This window comes from Achromobacter maghribensis (genome assembly GCF_057334215.1).
In genome coordinates this window covers 71,019-88,377 of sequence record NZ_JBHFII010000026.1, presented here as the reverse complement: position 1 = coordinate 88,377, position 17,359 = coordinate 71,019, and the positions used below count along the sequence as shown (strand labels likewise).

The window sequence follows — 17,359 nt, the reverse complement described above, 5'->3', positions numbered from 1 at the left end:
TACCGGCCAACCCAACACTTTAAACCACCTGGGTAGATAGTGTCGCGCCGAAGCGCTTTGCCAGGCTTGGGTTTGCGCCATTTTTGCCCGTCAGCCGGCCCGGCCGGCTCACGCCGCGATCCCAGCGCCCGGTCGGCATGAACCCTGCTCAGGCCCGCAACATCGTAAAATGCAGGGCGTTCCACCAAATTCCCAGCAATTGTTACATACCCCACGGCATTTCTCATGACGAATCAACCTAAAGCCCCCTTGACCTACCGCGATGCCGGTGTCGACATCGACGCAGGCGACGCCCTGGTCGACCGTATCAAACCCCTCGCTGCGCGCACGATGCGCCCCGGGGTGCTGGCCGGTATCGGCGGCTTTGGCGCGCTGTTCGAAGTGCCGAAGAAGTACAACGAGCCCGTGCTGGTGTCGGGCACCGACGGCGTAGGCACCAAGCTGCGCCTGGCGTTCGAGTGGAACCGCCACGACACCGTGGGTATCGACCTGGTCGCCATGAGCGTCAACGACATCCTGGTGCAGGGCGCCGAGCCCCTGTTCTTCCTGGATTACTTTGCCTGCGGCAAGCTCTCGGTGGACACGGCGGCGTCGGTGGTGGGCGGCATTGCCAAGGGCTGCGAATTGTCGGGCTGCGCGCTGATCGGCGGTGAAACCGCTGAAATGCCGGGCATGTACCCGGACGGCGAATACGACCTGGCCGGTTTCGCGGTGGGCGCGGTGGAAAAGTCCGCGATCATCGACGGCAAGTCGATCAAGCCGGGCGACGTGGTGCTGGGCCTGGCCTCCAGCGGCGTGCATTCCAACGGTTTTTCGCTGGTGCGCAAGATCATCGAACGCGCCGACGCCAAGCCCACCGACGACTTCCACGGCCAGCCGCTGGTCGACGTCGTGATGGCGCCCACTCGCATCTACGTCAAGCAAGTGTTGGCCGCGTTGGCCAAGCACGGCACCAGCATCAAGGGCCTGGCCCACATCACCGGTGGCGGCCTGCTGGACAACGTGCCGCGCATCCTTCAGCCCGGCCTGTCGGCCAAGCTGCATCGCGACGGCTGGGAAATGCCCAAGCTGTTCCAGTGGCTGCAAGAGCAGGGCGGCGTGGAAGACACCGAGATGCACCGTGTTTTCAACTGCGGCATCGGCATGGTGCTGGTGGTGGACGCGGCCCAGGCCGACGCCATCGCCGCGACCCTGCGTGAGCAGGGCGAAACCGTCAACAACATCGGCGAAATCGTCGAACAGACGGAAGGCATGGCGCAAACCTTCGTGGTGTAAGCGTCTGCGGCCTAAGGCTTTTTGGCTAGCGCCATGGCCACCGCGTCGATCGTCTGCGGGACGGCGTCGGCGGCCAGGCAGTCCACGATGACGCGTTCGGGTTGCGCCCGCAGCCACGTGATTTGACGCTTGGCCAACTGGCGCGTGGCCGCGATGCCCTGTTCGCGGGCGGTGGCCAGGTCGATGTCGCCGTCCAGGTGTGCCCACATTTGCCGGTAGCCCACGCAGCGTACGGACGGCAGGCCGGGATGCAGGTCGGGCCGCGCGCGCAAGCCACGGACCTCGTCCAGCAAGCCCTGGGCCAGCATCGCGTCAAAGCGTTGTTCGATGCGCGCATGCAGCGCGGCGCGGTCGGAGGGTTCCAGGCTGATGGTCAGGTACTGGTTGGCGTCGTCGTCCGGTTTGCGCTGCCCGCGTTGCAGCAGCGCCGACATGGGCTGGCCCGATAACTGGCAGATTTCCAGCGCACGCTGGATGCGCTGGCTGTCGTTGGGCGCCAGGCGGGCGGCCGTAACGGGGTCCAGCACTGCAAGCTCGGCGTGCAGGGCAGGCCAGCCAAGCCGGGCCGCGCGGGCTTCGAGCTCGGCGCGCAAGGCGGGGTCGGCCTGCGGCAGGTCGTCCAGCCCGTCGCGCAGGGCCTTGTAATACATCATGGTGCCGCCGGCCAGCAGTGGAATGCGTCCGCGCGCGCGGATTTCGCCGATCAGGCGCAGCGCGTCGGCGCGAAATTCGGCGGCCGAGTACGACTGCGCCGGGTCCAGGATATCCAGCAGGTGCTGCGGCACGCGGGCCTGTTCGGCCGGCGACGGCTTGGCCGTGCCGATGTCCATGCCGCGGTAGATCGTGGCGGAATCGACGTTGACGATCTCCATGGGCCAGCGTTCGGCCAGCGCCAGCGTAGAGGCGCTTTTGCCGGCCGCGGTGGGGCCGGCCAGGCAGATGACCAGCGGCGTATCGGGGGGGGCGGAAGACGACAAGCTTATTGTCCGCGCAGAAAGAGCTTGTCCAGGTCCGACACCGACCACTGCACCCAGGTCGGGCGCCCGTGGTTGCACTGGTCGGCCCGCTCGGTGGATTCCATCTGGCGCAGCAGGCCGTTCATTTCTTCGATGGTCAGCTTGCGGTTGGCGCGCACGGAGCCATGGCAGGCCATGGTGGACAGCAGTTCGTTGCGCTGCTCGGTCAGCAGGCGCGACACACCCACGGCGCCCAGGTCGCGCAGCACCGCGCGTGCCAATGTTTCGATGTCGCCGCGCGCCAGGATGGCGGGCACCGAGCGCACGGCAATCGACGTGGGGCCCGACGGGCGCATCTCGAAGCCCAGGTCGGCCAGTTGCGCCTCGAATTCCTCGACGATGGCCACGTCTTTCTCTTGCGCGTGGAACACCACCGGCACCAGCAGGTCCTGGCGGGGCAGGGTGCGCGCGTCCAGCGCCTGCTTCAGCTGTTCGTATACGACGCGTTCATGGGCGGCGTGCATGTCCACCAACACCATGCCGCGGCGGTTCTGCGCCAGGATGTAGATGCCGTGCAATTGCGCCAGCGCCATGCCCAGCGGATGCTCTTCGCCTGCCGGCAAGCCCGACGCCGGGCTGGGCTCCCGCACGGGTGTGACGTTGGTGGCCGTGTCGTCGGACAACGGGCGGTACAGCGACTGCCAGTCGGCCGCGGGAATGCCGGCGGGTTCGGCGTGCAGGCGGAACGGCACCTGGGTGTGCGCGCGTTGCGGGGCCGGCGACGGGCGCAGGCCATAGCCGGCGTTGCCGCCCGGGTTGCCGCCGGAATAGCTGCTGGAATGGCTGCCGGAATTGCCGCCGGAATTGCCGCCCGAATAACCCGGCCGAGGGGCGTCCGCCAGGCGCGTGGCGTCTCCGGCGGGAGCGCTGGGCGGGGCAGAGGCAGTGGCGAGTCCGGTGGACGAGGGCGCGGCGGTTTGTGCGACGGTTTCGAAACCGCCGTCATCCGCCTCGCTTTGCGACGCCGGCGAGACCGCCGACGAGCCGCCCGTCTGCGCCAGGGTCTGGCCAACCGCGTGCGATACGAAGCGGTGCACGGCGCCGCTGTCGCGGAACCGGACTTCATGCTTGGCCGGATGGACGTTCACGTCCACGGCGGCAGGGTCGATGTCCAGGAACAGCACGTAGGCCGGCTGGCGGTCGCCATGCAGCACGTCGGCATAGGCGGCGCGCAATGCATGGCTGACGGTGCGGTCGCGCACATAGCGGCCGTTCACGTACAGGTACTGCCGGTCGGCACGGGCGCGCGCCGCCGTCGGACGCGTGATCATGCCGGCCAAGCTGACCGTGCCGACCGAGTGCGACAGCAGCAGCCCGTGCTCGGCGAATTCGGCGCCCAGCACGTCGCGGATGCGCTGGGGCGGTTCGGCGGGCAGCCATTGGCGTTGCGCGCGGTCGTGGTGGAACAGGCGGAACGCGATCTGCGGGTGCGCCAGGGCGATGCGTTCCATCGCATCGACGCAGTGGCCAAATTCCGTGGCTTCGGACCGCAGGAACTTGCGCCGGGCCGGAACCGCGTCGAACAGCTGGCGCACATCCACGGTGGTGCCCGGCGGGCCCGAGGCGGGGCTGACCTGCATGCTGCCAGCGTCGATCTGCCAGGCGTGCTCGCCGTCGCGGGTACGCGAAATGATGGTGACCTGGGCGACGGACGCGATCGAAGCCAGCGCTTCGCCGCGGAACCCCATCGATGCGACGGATTCCAGTTCGTTCAGCGACCGGATCTTGCTGGTGGCGTGGCGCGCCAGCGCCAGCGGCAATTCGTCGGGCGGGATGCCCCCGCCGTCGTCCGTGACGGCGATCCGGCGGATGCCGCCGCCTTCCAGGCGCACTTCGATGGCGCGGCCCCCCGCGTCGATCGCGTTCTCGAGGATTTCCTTGAGGACGGAGGCGGGGCGCTCGATCACTTCGCCGGCGGCGATCTGGCTGATGAGCAGGTCGGGAAGCGCAAGGATGGAACGGCGTTCGGTCATTAGGCTGGAGGTCTGGTGAGGCTGTGTGGATGATTTTAGCGCCATGGCCCGGTGGGCTATAGTCGCTGGGGTCTAATCCCTCTTACGACTTCCGGGCTGCTGAATGCTTGAATTCTTCAATATGGTGCTCCACATCGACAAGACGCTGGGCGTCTGGGTCGCGGAATACGGCGTGTGGGTGTACCTGGTGCTGTTCCTGATCGTCTTCGCGGAGACGGGGCTGGTCGTCCTGCCTTTCCTGCCGGGCGATTCGCTCTTGTTCATTGCCGGCGCGTTCGGCGCCACCGGGCATATCGACCCCGTCATGATGGCGGTGCTGCTGATCGTCGCGGCAATTTCCGGCAATACGCTGAACTACATGATAGGCCGGTACATCGGGCCGCGCGTGTTCTCGATGAACCTGCGGTTCCTGGACCGGGGCGCGCTGATGCGTACCCACGCGTTCTATGAAAAGCATGGCGGCAAGACGATCGTCATGTCGCGCTTCATTCCGGTCGTGCGAACGTTCGCGCCCTTCGTGGCGGGCGTGGCCGACATGTCGATGTCGCGGTTCCAGCTATTCAACATCCTGGGCGCGCTGCTGTGGGTCGTCAGCCTGGTTGCCGCCGGCTATTTCTTCGGCAACATCCCGCTGGTGCGTGAACACCTGAACACTATCGTGCTGCTGGGCCTGGCCGCGGCAATCGTGCCGGTCGTCGGCGCGGGCGTATTCAAACTGATCAAGTCGCGCCGCGCGTAGGAGGGGGCGCGCGAGCCGCGCGTCACGGGCTCCAAAAGAAAAAAGGGCAATGCGTTTCACGACGCATTGCCCTTTTTTTCGCCAGCGCGTTCAGCTGACGTCGCCCAGCCGCGCCAGCGGCGGGTTGGCGGTGAAGTAGCGCTGGATGCCGGTCATCATGGCTTGCGCCAGCTTGTCCTGATGCGCGTTGCTGCGCAGCAGGGCTTCTTCCTGGGGGTTACTGATGAAGGCGGTTTCCACCAGCACGGACGGAATGTCCGGCGCCTTCAGCACGGCAAAACCGGCCTGTTCGACGCTGTTCTTGTGCAGGCGGTTGATCTTCTTGATTTCGTCCAGAAAGGCGTTGCCGACCTTCAGCGAATCATTGATCTGCGCGGTGGTGGACAGGTCCAGCAGCACCTTGGCCACCTGGCGGTCGTGGCTGCCCAGGTTGACGCCGCCGATCAGGTCGGCCGCGTTTTCCTTATCGGCCATCCAGCGCGCCTGGGCGCTGGTCGCGCCGCGCTGCGACAACGCGAACACCGACGAGCCGTTGGCCGAGGGCTTGACCCAGGCGTCCGCGTGGATCGAGATGAACAGGTCCGCGTGGACGCGGCGTGCCTTCTGCACGCGCACGTGCAGCGGAACGAAGTAGTCGTCATCGCGCGTCAGGTACGCGCGCATATAGGGCTGGCTGTCGATCAGCGCCTTCAGGCGCCGGGCGATGCGCAGCACCACGTCTTTTTCACGCAGGCCGCTGCTGCCGATGGCGCCCGGATCTTCGCCGCCGTGGCCGGGATCCAGCGCGATGGTCACCATGCGCTGCTTGCCGCGGCCGGCGGTCGCGGGGGGAGACTTGGGCGCCGTGGGCAGCGGCGGGGCGGGCTGCTGGCCCTTCACGCGGGGCGGTTCGGGCGGATCCGCGCGGGTCGCCGGATTGCGCTGGATGTCTTCCAGAATGCGGGCCAGCGGATCGTCCGCGTCGGCGCCGCTTTTGTTCAGGATCGCCACCAGCGGGTCTTGGGCGACCTTCGGGTACAAATCCAGCACCAGGCGGTACTGGTAGTCGGCCACGGGCTTGAGCGTGAACACCTGGGGCGCCACGGGCTGCTTCAGGTCGAACACCAGCCGCACGACGTTCGGGCGGTTCTGCGCCACGCGCAGGCTTTGGATATAGGGGTCGTCGGGCCGGACCTTGGATACCAGGTCGTTCAGGGCCGCGCTGATGGTCAGTCCCTCGATATCCACCACCAGGCGGTGGGGGTTTTCAAGCGTGAACTGTTCGGCCTTGAGCTCGCTGTCGAGTTCGAGCGTGACCCGGGTGTATTCGTCGGCCGGCCAGGTACGCACGGCCAGGATCGTCGCGGCCTGCGCCAGGCGCGGCAAGACCGGCAGGACGAGCAGCGTGGCCGCGACGCTGATCAGGCGGCGCCGGGTGGCGCCTGCCGAGCAAAGGGCGCCGTCTTGGGCGGGGGGACAATCGCGTTCAACCATGTTTGTCCTCGAGCGGTGTTCGCGGTCAGGGTGGCGTCACGTCCCTCGCCGGCATAAGCCAGGGAAATCAGCAGGTCGGGCGGGGGCAAAAGACCCTCGGCCCGCTCCGGCCATTCGATCAAAACGACAGCATCGTCACGCAGTAAATCCCGGAATCCTGCGTCCAACCATTCGCGCGAATCACTAAATCTATAAAAATCAAGATGATAGAAGTATAAGTTAGAAACTTTATAGGATTCAAGCAGCGCGTAGCTAGGACTTTTGATTCGGCCTGTGATGCCGCATTCCCGCAACAATGCCCGGGTGAAGGCCGTTTTTCCTGCCCCGAGGTCGCCTTGAAGGTGGATGCAGGCGCCTGCCGGGCCGGTTTTGCCCCCGGACACCAGGGGGGCTAGCTGCCGCGCCAACGATTCCGTGGCGGCTTCGTCGGGCAGGTGCAAGGTCAGGCTGCAAAGAGGGGCGGACATGGCGCTGGGCGAGTGGTAAAAAACGATGGAGGGAACACGGGTTTCGGCAATTATAGGAATGCGGGTTTCTGCTAATCTATTAACTGATTGCTATTCTCAATATGTCGCGCCTGGCGGATGCCGCTGGACGCGACTGACGCCGCCACGGAGTTGTACGCGCCATGAAGACCCGCATCGAAAAAGACACGTTTGGGCCCATTGAAGTCCCCGAGGATCACCTCTGGGGCGCCCAAACGCAACGTTCGCTGCATTTTTTCGCGATTTCCACCGAGAAGATGCCCGTTCCCCTGGTCAACGCGATGGCGCGCCTGAAGCGTTCGGCGGCCAAGGTCAACGCCGAACTGGGTGAACTGGATCCGACGATCGCCGATGGCATCATCCGCGCAGCCGACGAAGTCATTGCCGGCAAATGGCCCAACGAGTTCCCCTTGTCGGTCTGGCAGACGGGCTCGGGCACGCAAAGCAACATGAACATGAACGAGGTGCTGGCGAACCGCGCCTCGGAACTGTTGGGCGGAGAGCGCGGCGAAGCGCGCAAGGTGCACCCGAACGATCACGTCAACCGCGGCCAGTCGTCCAACGACACTTTCCCGACCGCCATGCACGTGGCCGCCGCCGTCGAGGTCGAGCACCACCTGCTGCCGTCCCTGAAGGCGCTGCGTGCGACCTTCGCGGCCAAGAGCGCCGAGTTCTACGACATCGTGAAGATCGGCCGCACGCACCTGCAGGACGCGACGCCGCTGACACTGGGCCAGGAACTCTCGGGCTATGTCGCGCAGCTGGACCTGGCCGAACAGCAGATCCGCGCCACGCTTGCCGGCCTGCATCAGCTGGCCATTGGGGGCACCGCCGTCGGCACCGGCCTGAACGCGCACCCGCAGTTCAGCGCCAAGGTATCCGCGGACCTGGCGCATGCCACCGGCACGGCCTTCGTGTCGGCGCCCAACAAGTTCCAGGCCCTGGCGTCCCACGAGGCGCTGTTGTTCGCGCATGGCGCATTGAAGGCGCTGGCCGCCGGCCTGATGAAGATCGCCAACGACGTGCGCTGGCTGTCCAGCGGCCCGCGTTCGGGCCTGGGCGAGATCAGCATTCCCGAAAACGAACCGGGCAGCTCGATCATGCCGGGCAAGGTCAACCCGACGCAGTGCGAAGCCATCACGATGCTGGCCGCGCAGGTGCTGGGCAACGATGTGGCCATCAACATTGGCGGGGCCAGCGGCAATTTTGAACTGAACGTGTTCAAGCCGCTGGTGATCCACAACTTCCTGCAGTCCGTGCGGCTGCTGACGGATGGCATGGCCAGCTTCAACGAGCACTGCGCCGCCGGTATCGAACCCAATCACGCGCGCATCGCGGAACTCGTCGACCGTTCGCTGATGCTGGTGACGGCGCTGAATCCGCACATCGGCTACGACAAGGCTGCACAGATCGCGAAGAAGGCGCACAAGGAAGGGCTGTCGCTGAAGGAATCGGCGTTGGCGCTGGGTTACGTGACCGAGGCGCAGTTTGCCGAATGGGTGGTGCCGGGCTCGATGACCAACGCGCACAAGCCGTCGTAAACGGTCGCGCCGCAATGACAATGGCCGCCGATGGGCGGCCATTTTTTTATCAGCGCGCGGCAAGAAGGAAACCCCGCGCGACGCGCATGGCGCCGGATCAGGCGTGTCCGGTGAGCAGCAGCCACATCGGGATCGTGGCCGCCGAGAATAGCGTGCCCAGCGAGATCAGCACCGCCACCATCCGGCCGTCTCCGCCCATGCGCATCGCCAGCACGTAGGCGGCGGATGCGGTGGGCAAGGCGGCAAACAGCAGCAGCATCCGCGACTCCAGGGGCGGCAGGCCCAGCAGATGCGCGACCAGTAGCGCTACGGCGGGCAGCGCCACAAGCTTGACGCCCAACATCCACGTGATCAGCAAGCCATAACCCTTGCCGCCTTCCCATGCCAGGCTGGCGCCCACGCAAAGGATGCCCAGCGCGATGGCCGCCGCGCCAAGGCGCGCCAGCACGGTATCCACGGGGCCGGGCAAGTGCAGCCCCGCGAGGTTGCAGGCCAGGCCCAACAGTGTGGACACGACCAGTGGATTGCGCGCCAGCTCGCGCAGCAGGTTGCCGCCGCTGTGGCGCGCCAGCCCGTAGACCGCCGCGATGTTGGCCATGGGCACGGCAAAGCCAATAATCAGCGCCATCACCGTCTGGCCCTGCGAGCCGGCCAGGCTGGCCGACAGCGCCAGGCCAATGTACGTGTTGAACCGGTAGCCGCATTGCGCGGACGAGGCCAGCCCCAGCGACGACGGCCGCAGCACCAGGCCCGCCAGCCAGGCCAGCGCCACGCCCGAGGCCACGACGGCCGCGGTGGCCTGCAGCAGCAGGGCCGCGTTGCCCGCCGTGATGGGGGTGCGCAAGATGGATTGGAACAGCAGGGCGGGGAACAGTACGAAGTAGACGAGGCGTTCGGTGCCCGAAAAAAACTCGCGTGAAAATCCCAGTTTGTGACGTAGCGCCCAACCTAGCGCGACCAGCAAGAAATCAGGGAAAACCAGAAGGGCGACCGACATGGATTAAGGCGTTATTTCAGGGCGTTGGCCGGGGATCGGCTCGCTATGCGGGTGTAAGCATTTGCTGCTATTCTCCGTCATTCTGGCGGGCGTGTGTGCCACAAGCAATCCATAAAAGCAGCGCGAAACACGCAGCACACGAGCAATGCGCCCCCACCGTTAACTGCTGGTCCGCCTACAGGCGGGCACAACACACAACGGGCCGTTTACATACGGGCTCGCAATCTTGGAGGAAACACACCTATGAATAAAGTTCGCTCCCTGGCCGTGGCTATCGCCTTGGCAACCGGCGCCGCCGGCACGCTTGGCGTCTCCGTCGTGCACGCCGCCGACAAATATCCCAGCAAGCCCATCCGCGTGATCGTTCCGTTCGCGCCTGGCGGCTCGACCGACATCATCGCGCGCCTGGTGACCCAGCGCATGAGCCAGGAACTTGGCCAGCCGATGGTTGTGGAAAACAAGGGCGGCGCAGGTGGCGCCATCGGTGCGTCGGAAGCCGCGCGCGCCGATGCCGACGGCTACACGCTGTCCATCGCCACCGTCTCGACGATGGCCGTGAACCCGGCGTGCCGTCCGAAGGACCTGCCGTACGATCCGATCAAGGACTTCCAGCCGGTCACCAACTTCGCCAACACGGCCAACGTGGTCGCGGTGAACCCGAAGTTCCCGGCCAAGGACTTCAAGGGCTTCGTCGAAGAGCTGAAGAAGAATCCGGGCAAGTACTCCTACGGCAGCTCGGGCACGTGCGGCGTGCTGCACTTGATGGGCGAATCGTTCAAGATGGCCACGGGCACCGACATCGTGCACGTGCCGTACAAGGGTTCGGGCCCGGCCGTGGCGGATGCCGTCGGCGGCCAGATCGAAATCCTGTTCGACAACCTGCCGTCGTCGATGCCGCAGATCCAGGCGGGCAAGCTGCGCGCCATGGCCATCGCATGGCCCGATGAAATCGCTGCCGTGAAGGGCGTGCCGACGTTCAAGCAAGCCGGTTTTCCGGTCTTGAACCAGCCGGTCTGGTACGGTCTGCTGGCCCCCAAGGGCACGCCGATGGAAGTCGTGAACAAGCTGCGTGACGCCGCTGTCGTGGCCCTGAAGGACCCGAAGGTCATCAAGGCGCTGGACGATCAAGGCTCGGCGCCGTCGGGCAACACGCCGGAAGAGTTCGCGAAAGAAATCAAAGAGCAGTTCGACTGGGCTCAAGACGTCGTGAAGAAGCAGAACATCAAGCTGGACTGATGTTGCGCGGGGGCGGCCCAGGCCTGCCCCGGCTTGCACGGCAAAACGGACGCCTTCGAGCGTCCGTTTTCTTTTGGCGCAAGGCCCGCTCAGCAGGCCGCGTCCAGTGTGGCGATGCGCTCGGCGCAGGCAGCGCGCAGGCGTTCGATCAGGTCGCGGTGCAGGGACGACAGGGGATCCTGGTTGCGCACCATGATGCTGATCGGCACGCGCAGCGCCGGTTCCAGGCGGCGCAGATGCATGCCCGGCCGCAGCATGGCCTGCGCGGTGATGGCGTCGACGATGGCGTCGCCGCAACCGGCATCGACCAGCGCGCAGGCCACGTAATGCGTCTGCACCTGGATAGCGACCTGCGGGTCCAGGCCTTGCGCGTCCAGCGCCATCTGCAGCAGCGCGCCGGAGGCGTCGCTGGCGTCCAGCACGATCAGCGTGCCGCCCGACGGCGTCGCCAACTCCGGCAGGCGCATCGGGCCGGAAGCGGGCGTGCGGCTCAGGTGCACCAGTTCGGTATGGCCCAGGCCCATACGCGTAAGGCCGGGGTAGTCGTTGGTGTCGAAGGTGACGGCAAGGTCCAGCTCGCGCGTCAACAGGCCCTGCACCAGTTCGGCACTGTGATGGGTGTGGATATCGAAGGTGATGCCAGGCTGCGCATCGCGGCTGTCGCGCACGACGCGGGGCAACAGCCCCAGGCCCAGCGCGGGCGCGCAGCCCAGGCGCAAGTGGCCGTTGGGCCGGTCTCGCAGGCTGGCGGCCAACCGGCGCACGCTGTTCAAGTCTTGATTCAGCCGCGCGACTTCAGGCGTCAGGATGTCGGCTTCGCGCGTGGCGACCAGCCGGCCCTTCACGCGTTCGAACAGCTTGAAACCCAGTTGGGCTTCGGCGTGCGCCAGCAGCTTGCTGGCGGCGGGTTGCGAGATATGCAGCGCGGCGGCGGCCTCGGTCAGGGACCCGGTACGACGGATCGCTTCGAAAATCTCGATATGGCGCAGGCGCATGGCACGATGGGGATAAGGGACCGGAACCGCGATTCTATGTCGGAAGGCGCAAGCGGGCATCCCGGGCGGCCGGCGCGACAGCGGCGGGTGCCTTGACTATGATGGACGCCTGCCGGCATGCCGGCGCTATCCCGGAGCCCGATCATGCGCGCCTGCCGCCACGCCGCCGCCTTCCTGCTTGCCGCCGCCCTGGCGGCGCCTTTAGCCGGCATGCCCGCCGCCTGGGCCCGCACGCCACCGGCGGCCGAAGACCGCAATCCCGAAGCCGCCAGCGGCGCGCAAGCGCGCGAACTGGTGCGCGCGTCGCGCTACATGATGGTCTCGGCCAATCCGCTGGCGACGCAAGCCGGCGAAGAGATGCTGCGCCGGGGCGGCAGCGTGGTGGACGCCGCCATCGCGACCCAACTGGTGCTGAACCTGGTGGAACCGCAGTCTTCCGGTATCGGCGGCGGGGCATTCATGGTGTTGTATTCCGCCAAGACGGGCCGCATCCAGACCTTCGACAGCCGCGAGACGGCGCCCGCGGCCGCACGCCCGGACCGTTTCCTGGATGCCGAGGGCAAACCGCTGCCCTTCGCCCAAGCCGTCAACAACGGCATGTCGGTCGGCGTGCCGGGCTTGCTGCGTGGCCTGGAGCTGGCGCACCGGGACGCGGGCGTGCTGCCCTGGGCCGACCTGTTCCAGCCCGCGATCCGGCTGGCTGAAACGGGTTTCGCCGTATCGCCGCGCCTGCATACGCTGCTGGCGGGCAACAAGGCCTTGCCCAGGCAGACAGCCGCAGCTGCCTATTTCTACGCCCCGGATGGCACCCCCTGGCCGGTGGGCCATGTGCTGAAGAACCCGGATTTCGTCAGCACGCTGCGCGCCATCGCGGAGCAAGGCGCCGACGCGTTCTACCAGGGCGACATCGCCCGCGATATCGTGGCCGCGGTGCAAGGGCACGCCACGCCCGGCGACCTGAATCTGGCGGACCTGGCGAATTACCGCGCCAAGACGCGCGAGCCGGTGTGTGGCGCGTATCGGGGCTACCAGCTATGCGGCATGGCGCCGCCCAGCAGCGGTCCCATCGCCGTGCTGCAGATGCTGGGCGAGCTGGAACAGTTTCCGATGGCAAGTTACGCGCCCGGCTCGCTACAGGCCGTGCATTACTTTTCGGAGGCCGGCCGCCTGGCCTTCGCCGACCGCGACTTCTATGTGGCGGACCCGGATTTCGTGCGGGTGCCGGTGCGCGCCATGCTGGACCCCGCTTATCTGCGCGCGCGTGGCGCGTTGATTCAGCCGGACCGCAGCATGAAGGTGGCGCTGCCGGGCGATCCGGAAGGAAAGCTGTTGTCGCTGGGCCAGGACAACGCGCTGGAGCTGCCTTCCACCAGCCACCTGGTGGCGGTGGACGCGCAAGGCAACGCGTTGTCCATGACGACCACGATCGAAAGCGAGTTCGGCAGCAAGATCTTCGTGCGAGGCTTCTTGCTGAACAATGAAATGACGGATTTTTCGTCGTCGTTCAAGGATCCCGAGGGCCGTCTGGTGGCCAATCGCATCGAACCGGGTAAACGTCCCCGTAGCGCGATGGCGCCGATCATCGTGCTGCGCGACGGCAAGCCCGTGATGCTGGTGGGCTCGCCGGGGGGTAGCGCGATCATCAATTACGTGGCCAAGACTATCGTGGGCGTGCTGGATTGGGGGCTGGATATCCAGACGGCCATCGCGTTGCCCAACATGGGCAGCCGCAACAAGGAAACCGAGCTGGAAAAAGGCACTACGCTGGAAGCGCTGGCGCCTGCCCTGGAGCGGATGGGGCACCCGGTGCGCATCACCGAATTCCCCAGCGGTATCCACGGGATCGTCATCGACGCAGGTGGCTTGCAAGGCGGGGCGGACCCGCGGCGGGAAGGGCTGGCTGCGGGGGGCTGAGGCCGGAAGCCGGCCGCCGCCTTGGCCGGCTACTCCAGTCTGGAAGGGTCCAGTTCCATGCGCGCTTCCTTGCGGTGCGCCAGGTACGTCACGCCCCACATCACCACGCCCAGCAGCAGCAGCCAGCCCGCCACCTGATACTGGATGACGTCGCGCCCCGTGAGCGGCGTGACCAGGAACAGGCAGGCCGCCGCGCCCAGCCACGGGATGATGCGGTTGATGCGGAAGTGCTCGTGCTTGACGGTGTCGCGGCGCAGCACCAGCACCGCGACGTTGACGAACGCGAACACGCCCAGCAGCAGCAACGCGGTGGTGCCGCCCAGCGCGCGGATGGCCTGGGAATCCGCCAACGCCACCAGCACGATCAACGTTAGCGCCAGCGCCGTCGTGAACAGGATCGCGGTCCACGGCGTCTGGTTCTTGCGGTGCACGTGCGCCAGGAAGGCCGGCAACACGCCTTGGCGCGACATGCCGTAGAGCAGCCGGCTGGCCATCATCATGTTGATCAGCGCCGAGTTCGCCACGGCGAACATCGAGATGACGGGCATGATGTACTCCACGGGCAGGCCGGGGGCGGCGCGCTTGACCACCAACACCAGCGGCGTCGAACTCTTGGCCAGTTCGCCCACGGGCACCAGCGCCACGGCGCAAATGGACACCAGCACGTAGATCACGGCGGTGATGCCCAGGCCGGTCAGCATCACCTTGGGGAAGATGCGGCTGGGTTCGTGGGTCTCTTCGGCCATGTTGACGGAATCTTCGAAACCGACCATCGCGAAGAAGGCCAACGCCGTGGCGGAGGTGACCGCCAGGAATACGCTCTTGTCTTCCGGCGTGTCGAACGCGATCACGCGCGAGAAGTCGGCCTGGCCGCCCGCGATGGCGTAGAAGCCCAGCAGGATCACCATCAGCAGGCCCGACAGTTCGATCAAGGTCAGCACCACGTTGGCCTTGACGCTTTCGGCCGCGCCGCGCAGGTTCACCAGCATCACCAGCAGCATGAAGCCCAGCGCGCCGGAGGTGATCCAGGCCTTGTCCGCCTTGATGCCGAAGGCGGCGAACAGATTGGCGGCGAACGCCTGCGACGCCGTGGCGGCGGACGTCAGGCCTGAACACATGACCGTGAAGCACACGATGAAGGTCAGGAAGTGCACGCCGAACGCCTTGTGCACATACAGCGCCGCGCCGGCGGCCTTGGGATACTTGGTAACGAGTTCCAGATAGGACAGCGCGGTCAGCAAGGCCACCGCGAACGCCACCAGGAAAGGCAGCCAGGCTGCGCCGCCGACTTCGGCGGCCACCTGTCCGGTCAGCGCATAGACGCCTGTGCCCAGGATGTCGCCGACGATGAACAGCAACAACAGTTTGGGGCCCATCACCCGCTTAAGCGGGGCGTGGTCTTTCGTTTCGTTCGTTTCTTTCGTGGCCATGGTCCTTCTCCTCTTTCTTTGAATTTGGGGGAGGCGCTGCCCGGCAACGCTAGGCGATTCGAAAAGTCTACGGCCCTATGCGACCTTTCGATGCAACATCGTTGCAACGAAATGTCTTAGTTGTTGGCATTCTTTGAGTATCGCGGAAGGTACTCCTTACGGGGTGTCGGTTTGGGGGGCGAGCGAGGGCGGCAGCTTGCGCAGCGTGGCGGGCGTGCGTGACAGTTTGATCGGAGACCCGACGCCCTGGTAGTCGCCGTGTTCCAGCACCATGCCCCGATGGCGCGTGTGCGGATGCGCCAGCGCCTGGTCCACCGTTTGCACCGCTGCCGCCGGCACGCCGGCGCGCAGCAGGCGGTCGGCCAGCGCGGCCGCGTCCTGTTCCGCCAGCAAGGCGGACAGGTCGTCGCGCAATGCCTGGCGATGCTGCAGGCGGTCGGCGTTGGCGGCGTAGCGCGGATCTGTCGCCAGGGCAGGCGCGTTCAACACCTGCGCCAGAAGCGCGAATTGCCGGTTGTTGCCCACGGCCAGGAAGATCGGGCCGCTGGCGGTGGGCAGTGTTTCGTAGGGGGCGATGTTCGGGTGCGCGTTGCCGCTGCGCGTTGGCACCTTGCCGCTGTAGAAGTAATTGGCCGCATGCGGATGCAGCAGCGACAGCGCGCAGTCGTACAGCGTGATGTCCAGGAACTGGCCCAGGCCGCTGCGGCCCCGTTCATTCAGCGCCAGCAGAATGGCCACGGCGGCGTTCAGGCCGGTCACCATGTCCACTACCGGCAGGCCGACGCGGGTAGCGTCGCCGTCCGCGTCGCCGTTCACGCTCATCAGGCCGCACATGGCCTGCGCGCAGGCGTCGTAACCGGGCAATCCGCCCAGCGGGCCATCCGATCCGAAGCCGCTGACACGGCAATGGATCAGCTTGGGGAAGGCCTGGCTAAGGGACTCGAAACCCAGGCCCCACTTCTCCAGCGTGCCGGGCTTGAAGTTCTCGACCAGCACGTCGGCGTCGGCCAGCAGGTGGCGCAGCAGCTCCTGGCCGGCGGCTTGCGACAGGTCCAGCGTCATGCCTTCCTTGTTGCGATTGACGCCGATGAAGTACGACGCCGTGTCGCCCAGGAAGGGCGGGCCCCAGCCTCGGGTTTCATCGCCGCCAGGCGGTTCGATCTTCAGCACGTCGGCGCCGTGGTCGGCCAGGATCTGCGTGCAATAGGGACCGCCCAGCACGCGGGACAGGTCGATCACCTTGCATCCGGCAAGCGCGCCGGCATTGGGTAGGGTGGGGGCCATGGAGTGTCAGCTTCAGTCGATGGAAACGTTGGCGCTGGTGATGAGCTCGCGCCACTTGGGGACTTCGGTCGTGATGAAGGCGGCCAGGCCTTGCGGCGTCTGATCCTGCGCTTCGACGATGCCCTGCGAACGCAGGGTCTGCTTGATGGTGGGGTCGGACAGCGCGGTCTTGAACGCCTGGTTCAGCGTGTTCACCACGTCTGCCGGCGTGTCCTTGGGGGCGACGATGCCGAAGAAGACGCTGACGTCATATCCGCCCAGCCCTTGCTCGGACAAGGTGGGCAGGTCCGGCAGGGCCTCCGAGCGCTGGGCGCTGGCCAGGCCGATGGCGCGCAGCTTGCCGGCCTTGATGTAGGGCAGCGCGGTCAGGATGTCGGTGAACGACATCGACACCTGCCCGCCCAGCAGGTCGTTCAGCGCCGGCCCGGTTCCCTTGTAGGGAATGTGCATGATCTGGGTGCCGGCCATCTTGTTGAACAGAATGCCCGCCAGATGCGACGACGCGCCGTTGCCGGACGAAGCGTAGCTGAGCTTGTCCGGATTCTTCTTGGCGTAGGCGATGAGTTCTTGCGCGTTGGTGGCGGGCACCGACGGGTTCACGACCAGGATGTTGGGCAGGTGGCCCAGGCGGATGATGGGCGCGAAGCTGGTTTCGGGGTTGTAGCCCTGCCTTTTGTACAGGCTGACATTGATGGCCAGCGGGCCGGACGTGCCGAACAACAGCGTGTAGCCGTCGGGCTTGGCCGAGGCCACGTATTCGGATCCGATGTTGCCGCCCGCGCCGCTGCGGTTTTCAACGATGACGTTTTGCTTCAGGGGCTCGCGGAGTTTCTCGGCCAGCCGGCGTGCCATGGCGTCGGTGGGGCCGCCAGGCGGGAAGGGCACGATCAGCGTGATCGGGCGGGCCGAGGGGAAGGCGTCCGCGGCCAAGGCGGGAGTGGACGGGGTCGCGGCGGCGGCCGCCGCCAGCATCAGGGGGGCAAGAAGGCGTTTCATGGTGG

At 66.3% G+C, this 17,359-nt stretch carries 14 protein-coding genes; 5 read left to right on the top strand and 9 right to left on the bottom strand.

All coding sequences use genetic code 11. The annotated features are described in order from the left end of the window. The first annotated feature begins 225 nt into the window (after positions 1 to 225). On the top strand, positions 226 to 1,275 hold the full coding sequence (gene purM / locus ACE039_RS11225) for a phosphoribosylformylglycinamidine cyclo-ligase (RefSeq protein WP_105555424.1): 1,050 nt from the start codon (positions 226 to 228) through the stop codon (positions 1,273 to 1,275). An 11-nt stretch (positions 1,276 to 1,286) separates the two neighbouring features. On the opposite strand, the gene miaA is transcribed toward purM, so the two are convergent. Next, positions 1,287 to 2,252, bottom strand: coding sequence for a tRNA (adenosine(37)-N6)-dimethylallyltransferase MiaA (gene miaA, locus ACE039_RS11220; protein ID WP_485822391.1), 966 nt, complete (start codon positions 2,250 to 2,252; stop codon positions 1,287 to 1,289). 2 nt (positions 2,253 to 2,254) lie between these two features. After that, positions 2,255 to 4,264: a DNA mismatch repair endonuclease MutL gene (gene mutL, locus ACE039_RS11215; protein WP_485822390.1), complete on the bottom strand. Its 2,010-nt coding sequence runs from the start codon at positions 4,262 to 4,264 to the stop codon at positions 2,255 to 2,257. A 103-nt stretch (positions 4,265 to 4,367) separates the two neighbouring features. Here mutL and ACE039_RS11210 point away from each other — a divergent pair, with 103 nt between their 5' ends. Continuing rightward, positions 4,368 to 5,003, top strand: coding sequence for a VTT domain-containing protein (locus ACE039_RS11210; RefSeq protein WP_485822389.1), 636 nt, complete (start codon positions 4,368 to 4,370; stop codon positions 5,001 to 5,003). Between the two features lie 90 nt (positions 5,004 to 5,093). Here the strand turns inward: ACE039_RS11210 and ACE039_RS11205 are convergent, their stop codons facing one another. After that, positions 5,094 to 6,476: an N-acetylmuramoyl-L-alanine amidase gene (locus tag ACE039_RS11205; protein WP_146120997.1), complete on the bottom strand. Its 1,383-nt coding sequence runs from the start codon at positions 6,474 to 6,476 to the stop codon at positions 5,094 to 5,096. After that, the gene (tsaE, locus tag ACE039_RS11200) at positions 6,404 to 6,943 is read right to left on the bottom strand and encodes a tRNA (adenosine(37)-N6)-threonylcarbamoyltransferase complex ATPase subunit type 1 TsaE (RefSeq protein ID WP_105555421.1); all 540 of its coding nucleotides are present in this window, start codon (positions 6,941 to 6,943) and stop codon (positions 6,404 to 6,406) included. Before tsaE ends, ACE039_RS11205 begins: the two co-directional genes overlap by 73 nt. A 161-nt stretch (positions 6,944 to 7,104) precedes the next feature. Here tsaE and fumC point away from each other — a divergent pair, with 161 nt between their 5' ends. Beyond that, complete coding sequence (gene fumC, locus ACE039_RS11195; protein ID WP_310034709.1) at positions 7,105 to 8,502, top strand: class II fumarate hydratase; 1,398 nt, start codon at positions 7,105 to 7,107, stop codon at positions 8,500 to 8,502. Between the two features lie 97 nt (positions 8,503 to 8,599). On the opposite strand, the gene ACE039_RS11190 is transcribed toward fumC, so the two are convergent. Next, on the bottom strand, positions 8,600 to 9,499 hold the full coding sequence (locus ACE039_RS11190) for an AEC family transporter (protein ID WP_485822388.1): 900 nt from the start codon (positions 9,497 to 9,499) through the stop codon (positions 8,600 to 8,602). Between the two features lie 243 nt (positions 9,500 to 9,742). Here ACE039_RS11190 and ACE039_RS11185 point away from each other — a divergent pair, with 243 nt between their 5' ends. Further along, positions 9,743 to 10,735: a tripartite tricarboxylate transporter substrate binding protein BugE gene (locus ACE039_RS11185; protein WP_485822387.1), complete on the top strand. Its 993-nt coding sequence runs from the start codon at positions 9,743 to 9,745 to the stop codon at positions 10,733 to 10,735. An 89-nt stretch (positions 10,736 to 10,824) separates the two neighbouring features. On the opposite strand, the gene ACE039_RS11180 is transcribed toward ACE039_RS11185, so the two are convergent. After that, entirely contained in the window at positions 10,825 to 11,730 is a 906-nt protein-coding gene (locus tag ACE039_RS11180; RefSeq protein ID WP_105555417.1) for a LysR family transcriptional regulator, read from the bottom strand. Positions 11,731 to 11,874: 144 nt separating this feature from the next. Between ACE039_RS11180 and ggt the strand changes: the two genes are divergently transcribed. Further along, complete coding sequence (gene ggt, locus ACE039_RS11175) at positions 11,875 to 13,644, top strand: gamma-glutamyltransferase (RefSeq protein WP_485822386.1); 1,770 nt, start codon at positions 11,875 to 11,877, stop codon at positions 13,642 to 13,644. A gap of 29 nt (positions 13,645 to 13,673) precedes the next feature. On the opposite strand, the gene ACE039_RS11170 is transcribed toward ggt, so the two are convergent. The 3 genes from ACE039_RS11170 to ACE039_RS11160 form a co-directional block, all read right to left on the bottom strand. Then, on the bottom strand, positions 13,674 to 15,074 hold the full coding sequence (locus ACE039_RS11170; RefSeq protein ID WP_448713103.1) for an APC family permease: 1,401 nt from the start codon (positions 15,072 to 15,074) through the stop codon (positions 13,674 to 13,676). A 156-nt stretch (positions 15,075 to 15,230) separates the two neighbouring features. Then, entirely contained in the window at positions 15,231 to 16,358 is a 1,128-nt protein-coding gene (locus ACE039_RS11165) for a CaiB/BaiF CoA transferase family protein (protein WP_485822385.1), read from the bottom strand. A gap of 12 nt (positions 16,359 to 16,370) precedes the next feature. Continuing rightward, on the bottom strand, positions 16,371 to 17,354 hold the full coding sequence (locus ACE039_RS11160) for a Bug family tripartite tricarboxylate transporter substrate binding protein (RefSeq protein ID WP_485822384.1): 984 nt from the start codon (positions 17,352 to 17,354) through the stop codon (positions 16,371 to 16,373). Between the last annotated feature and the right edge of the window lie 5 nt (positions 17,355 to 17,359).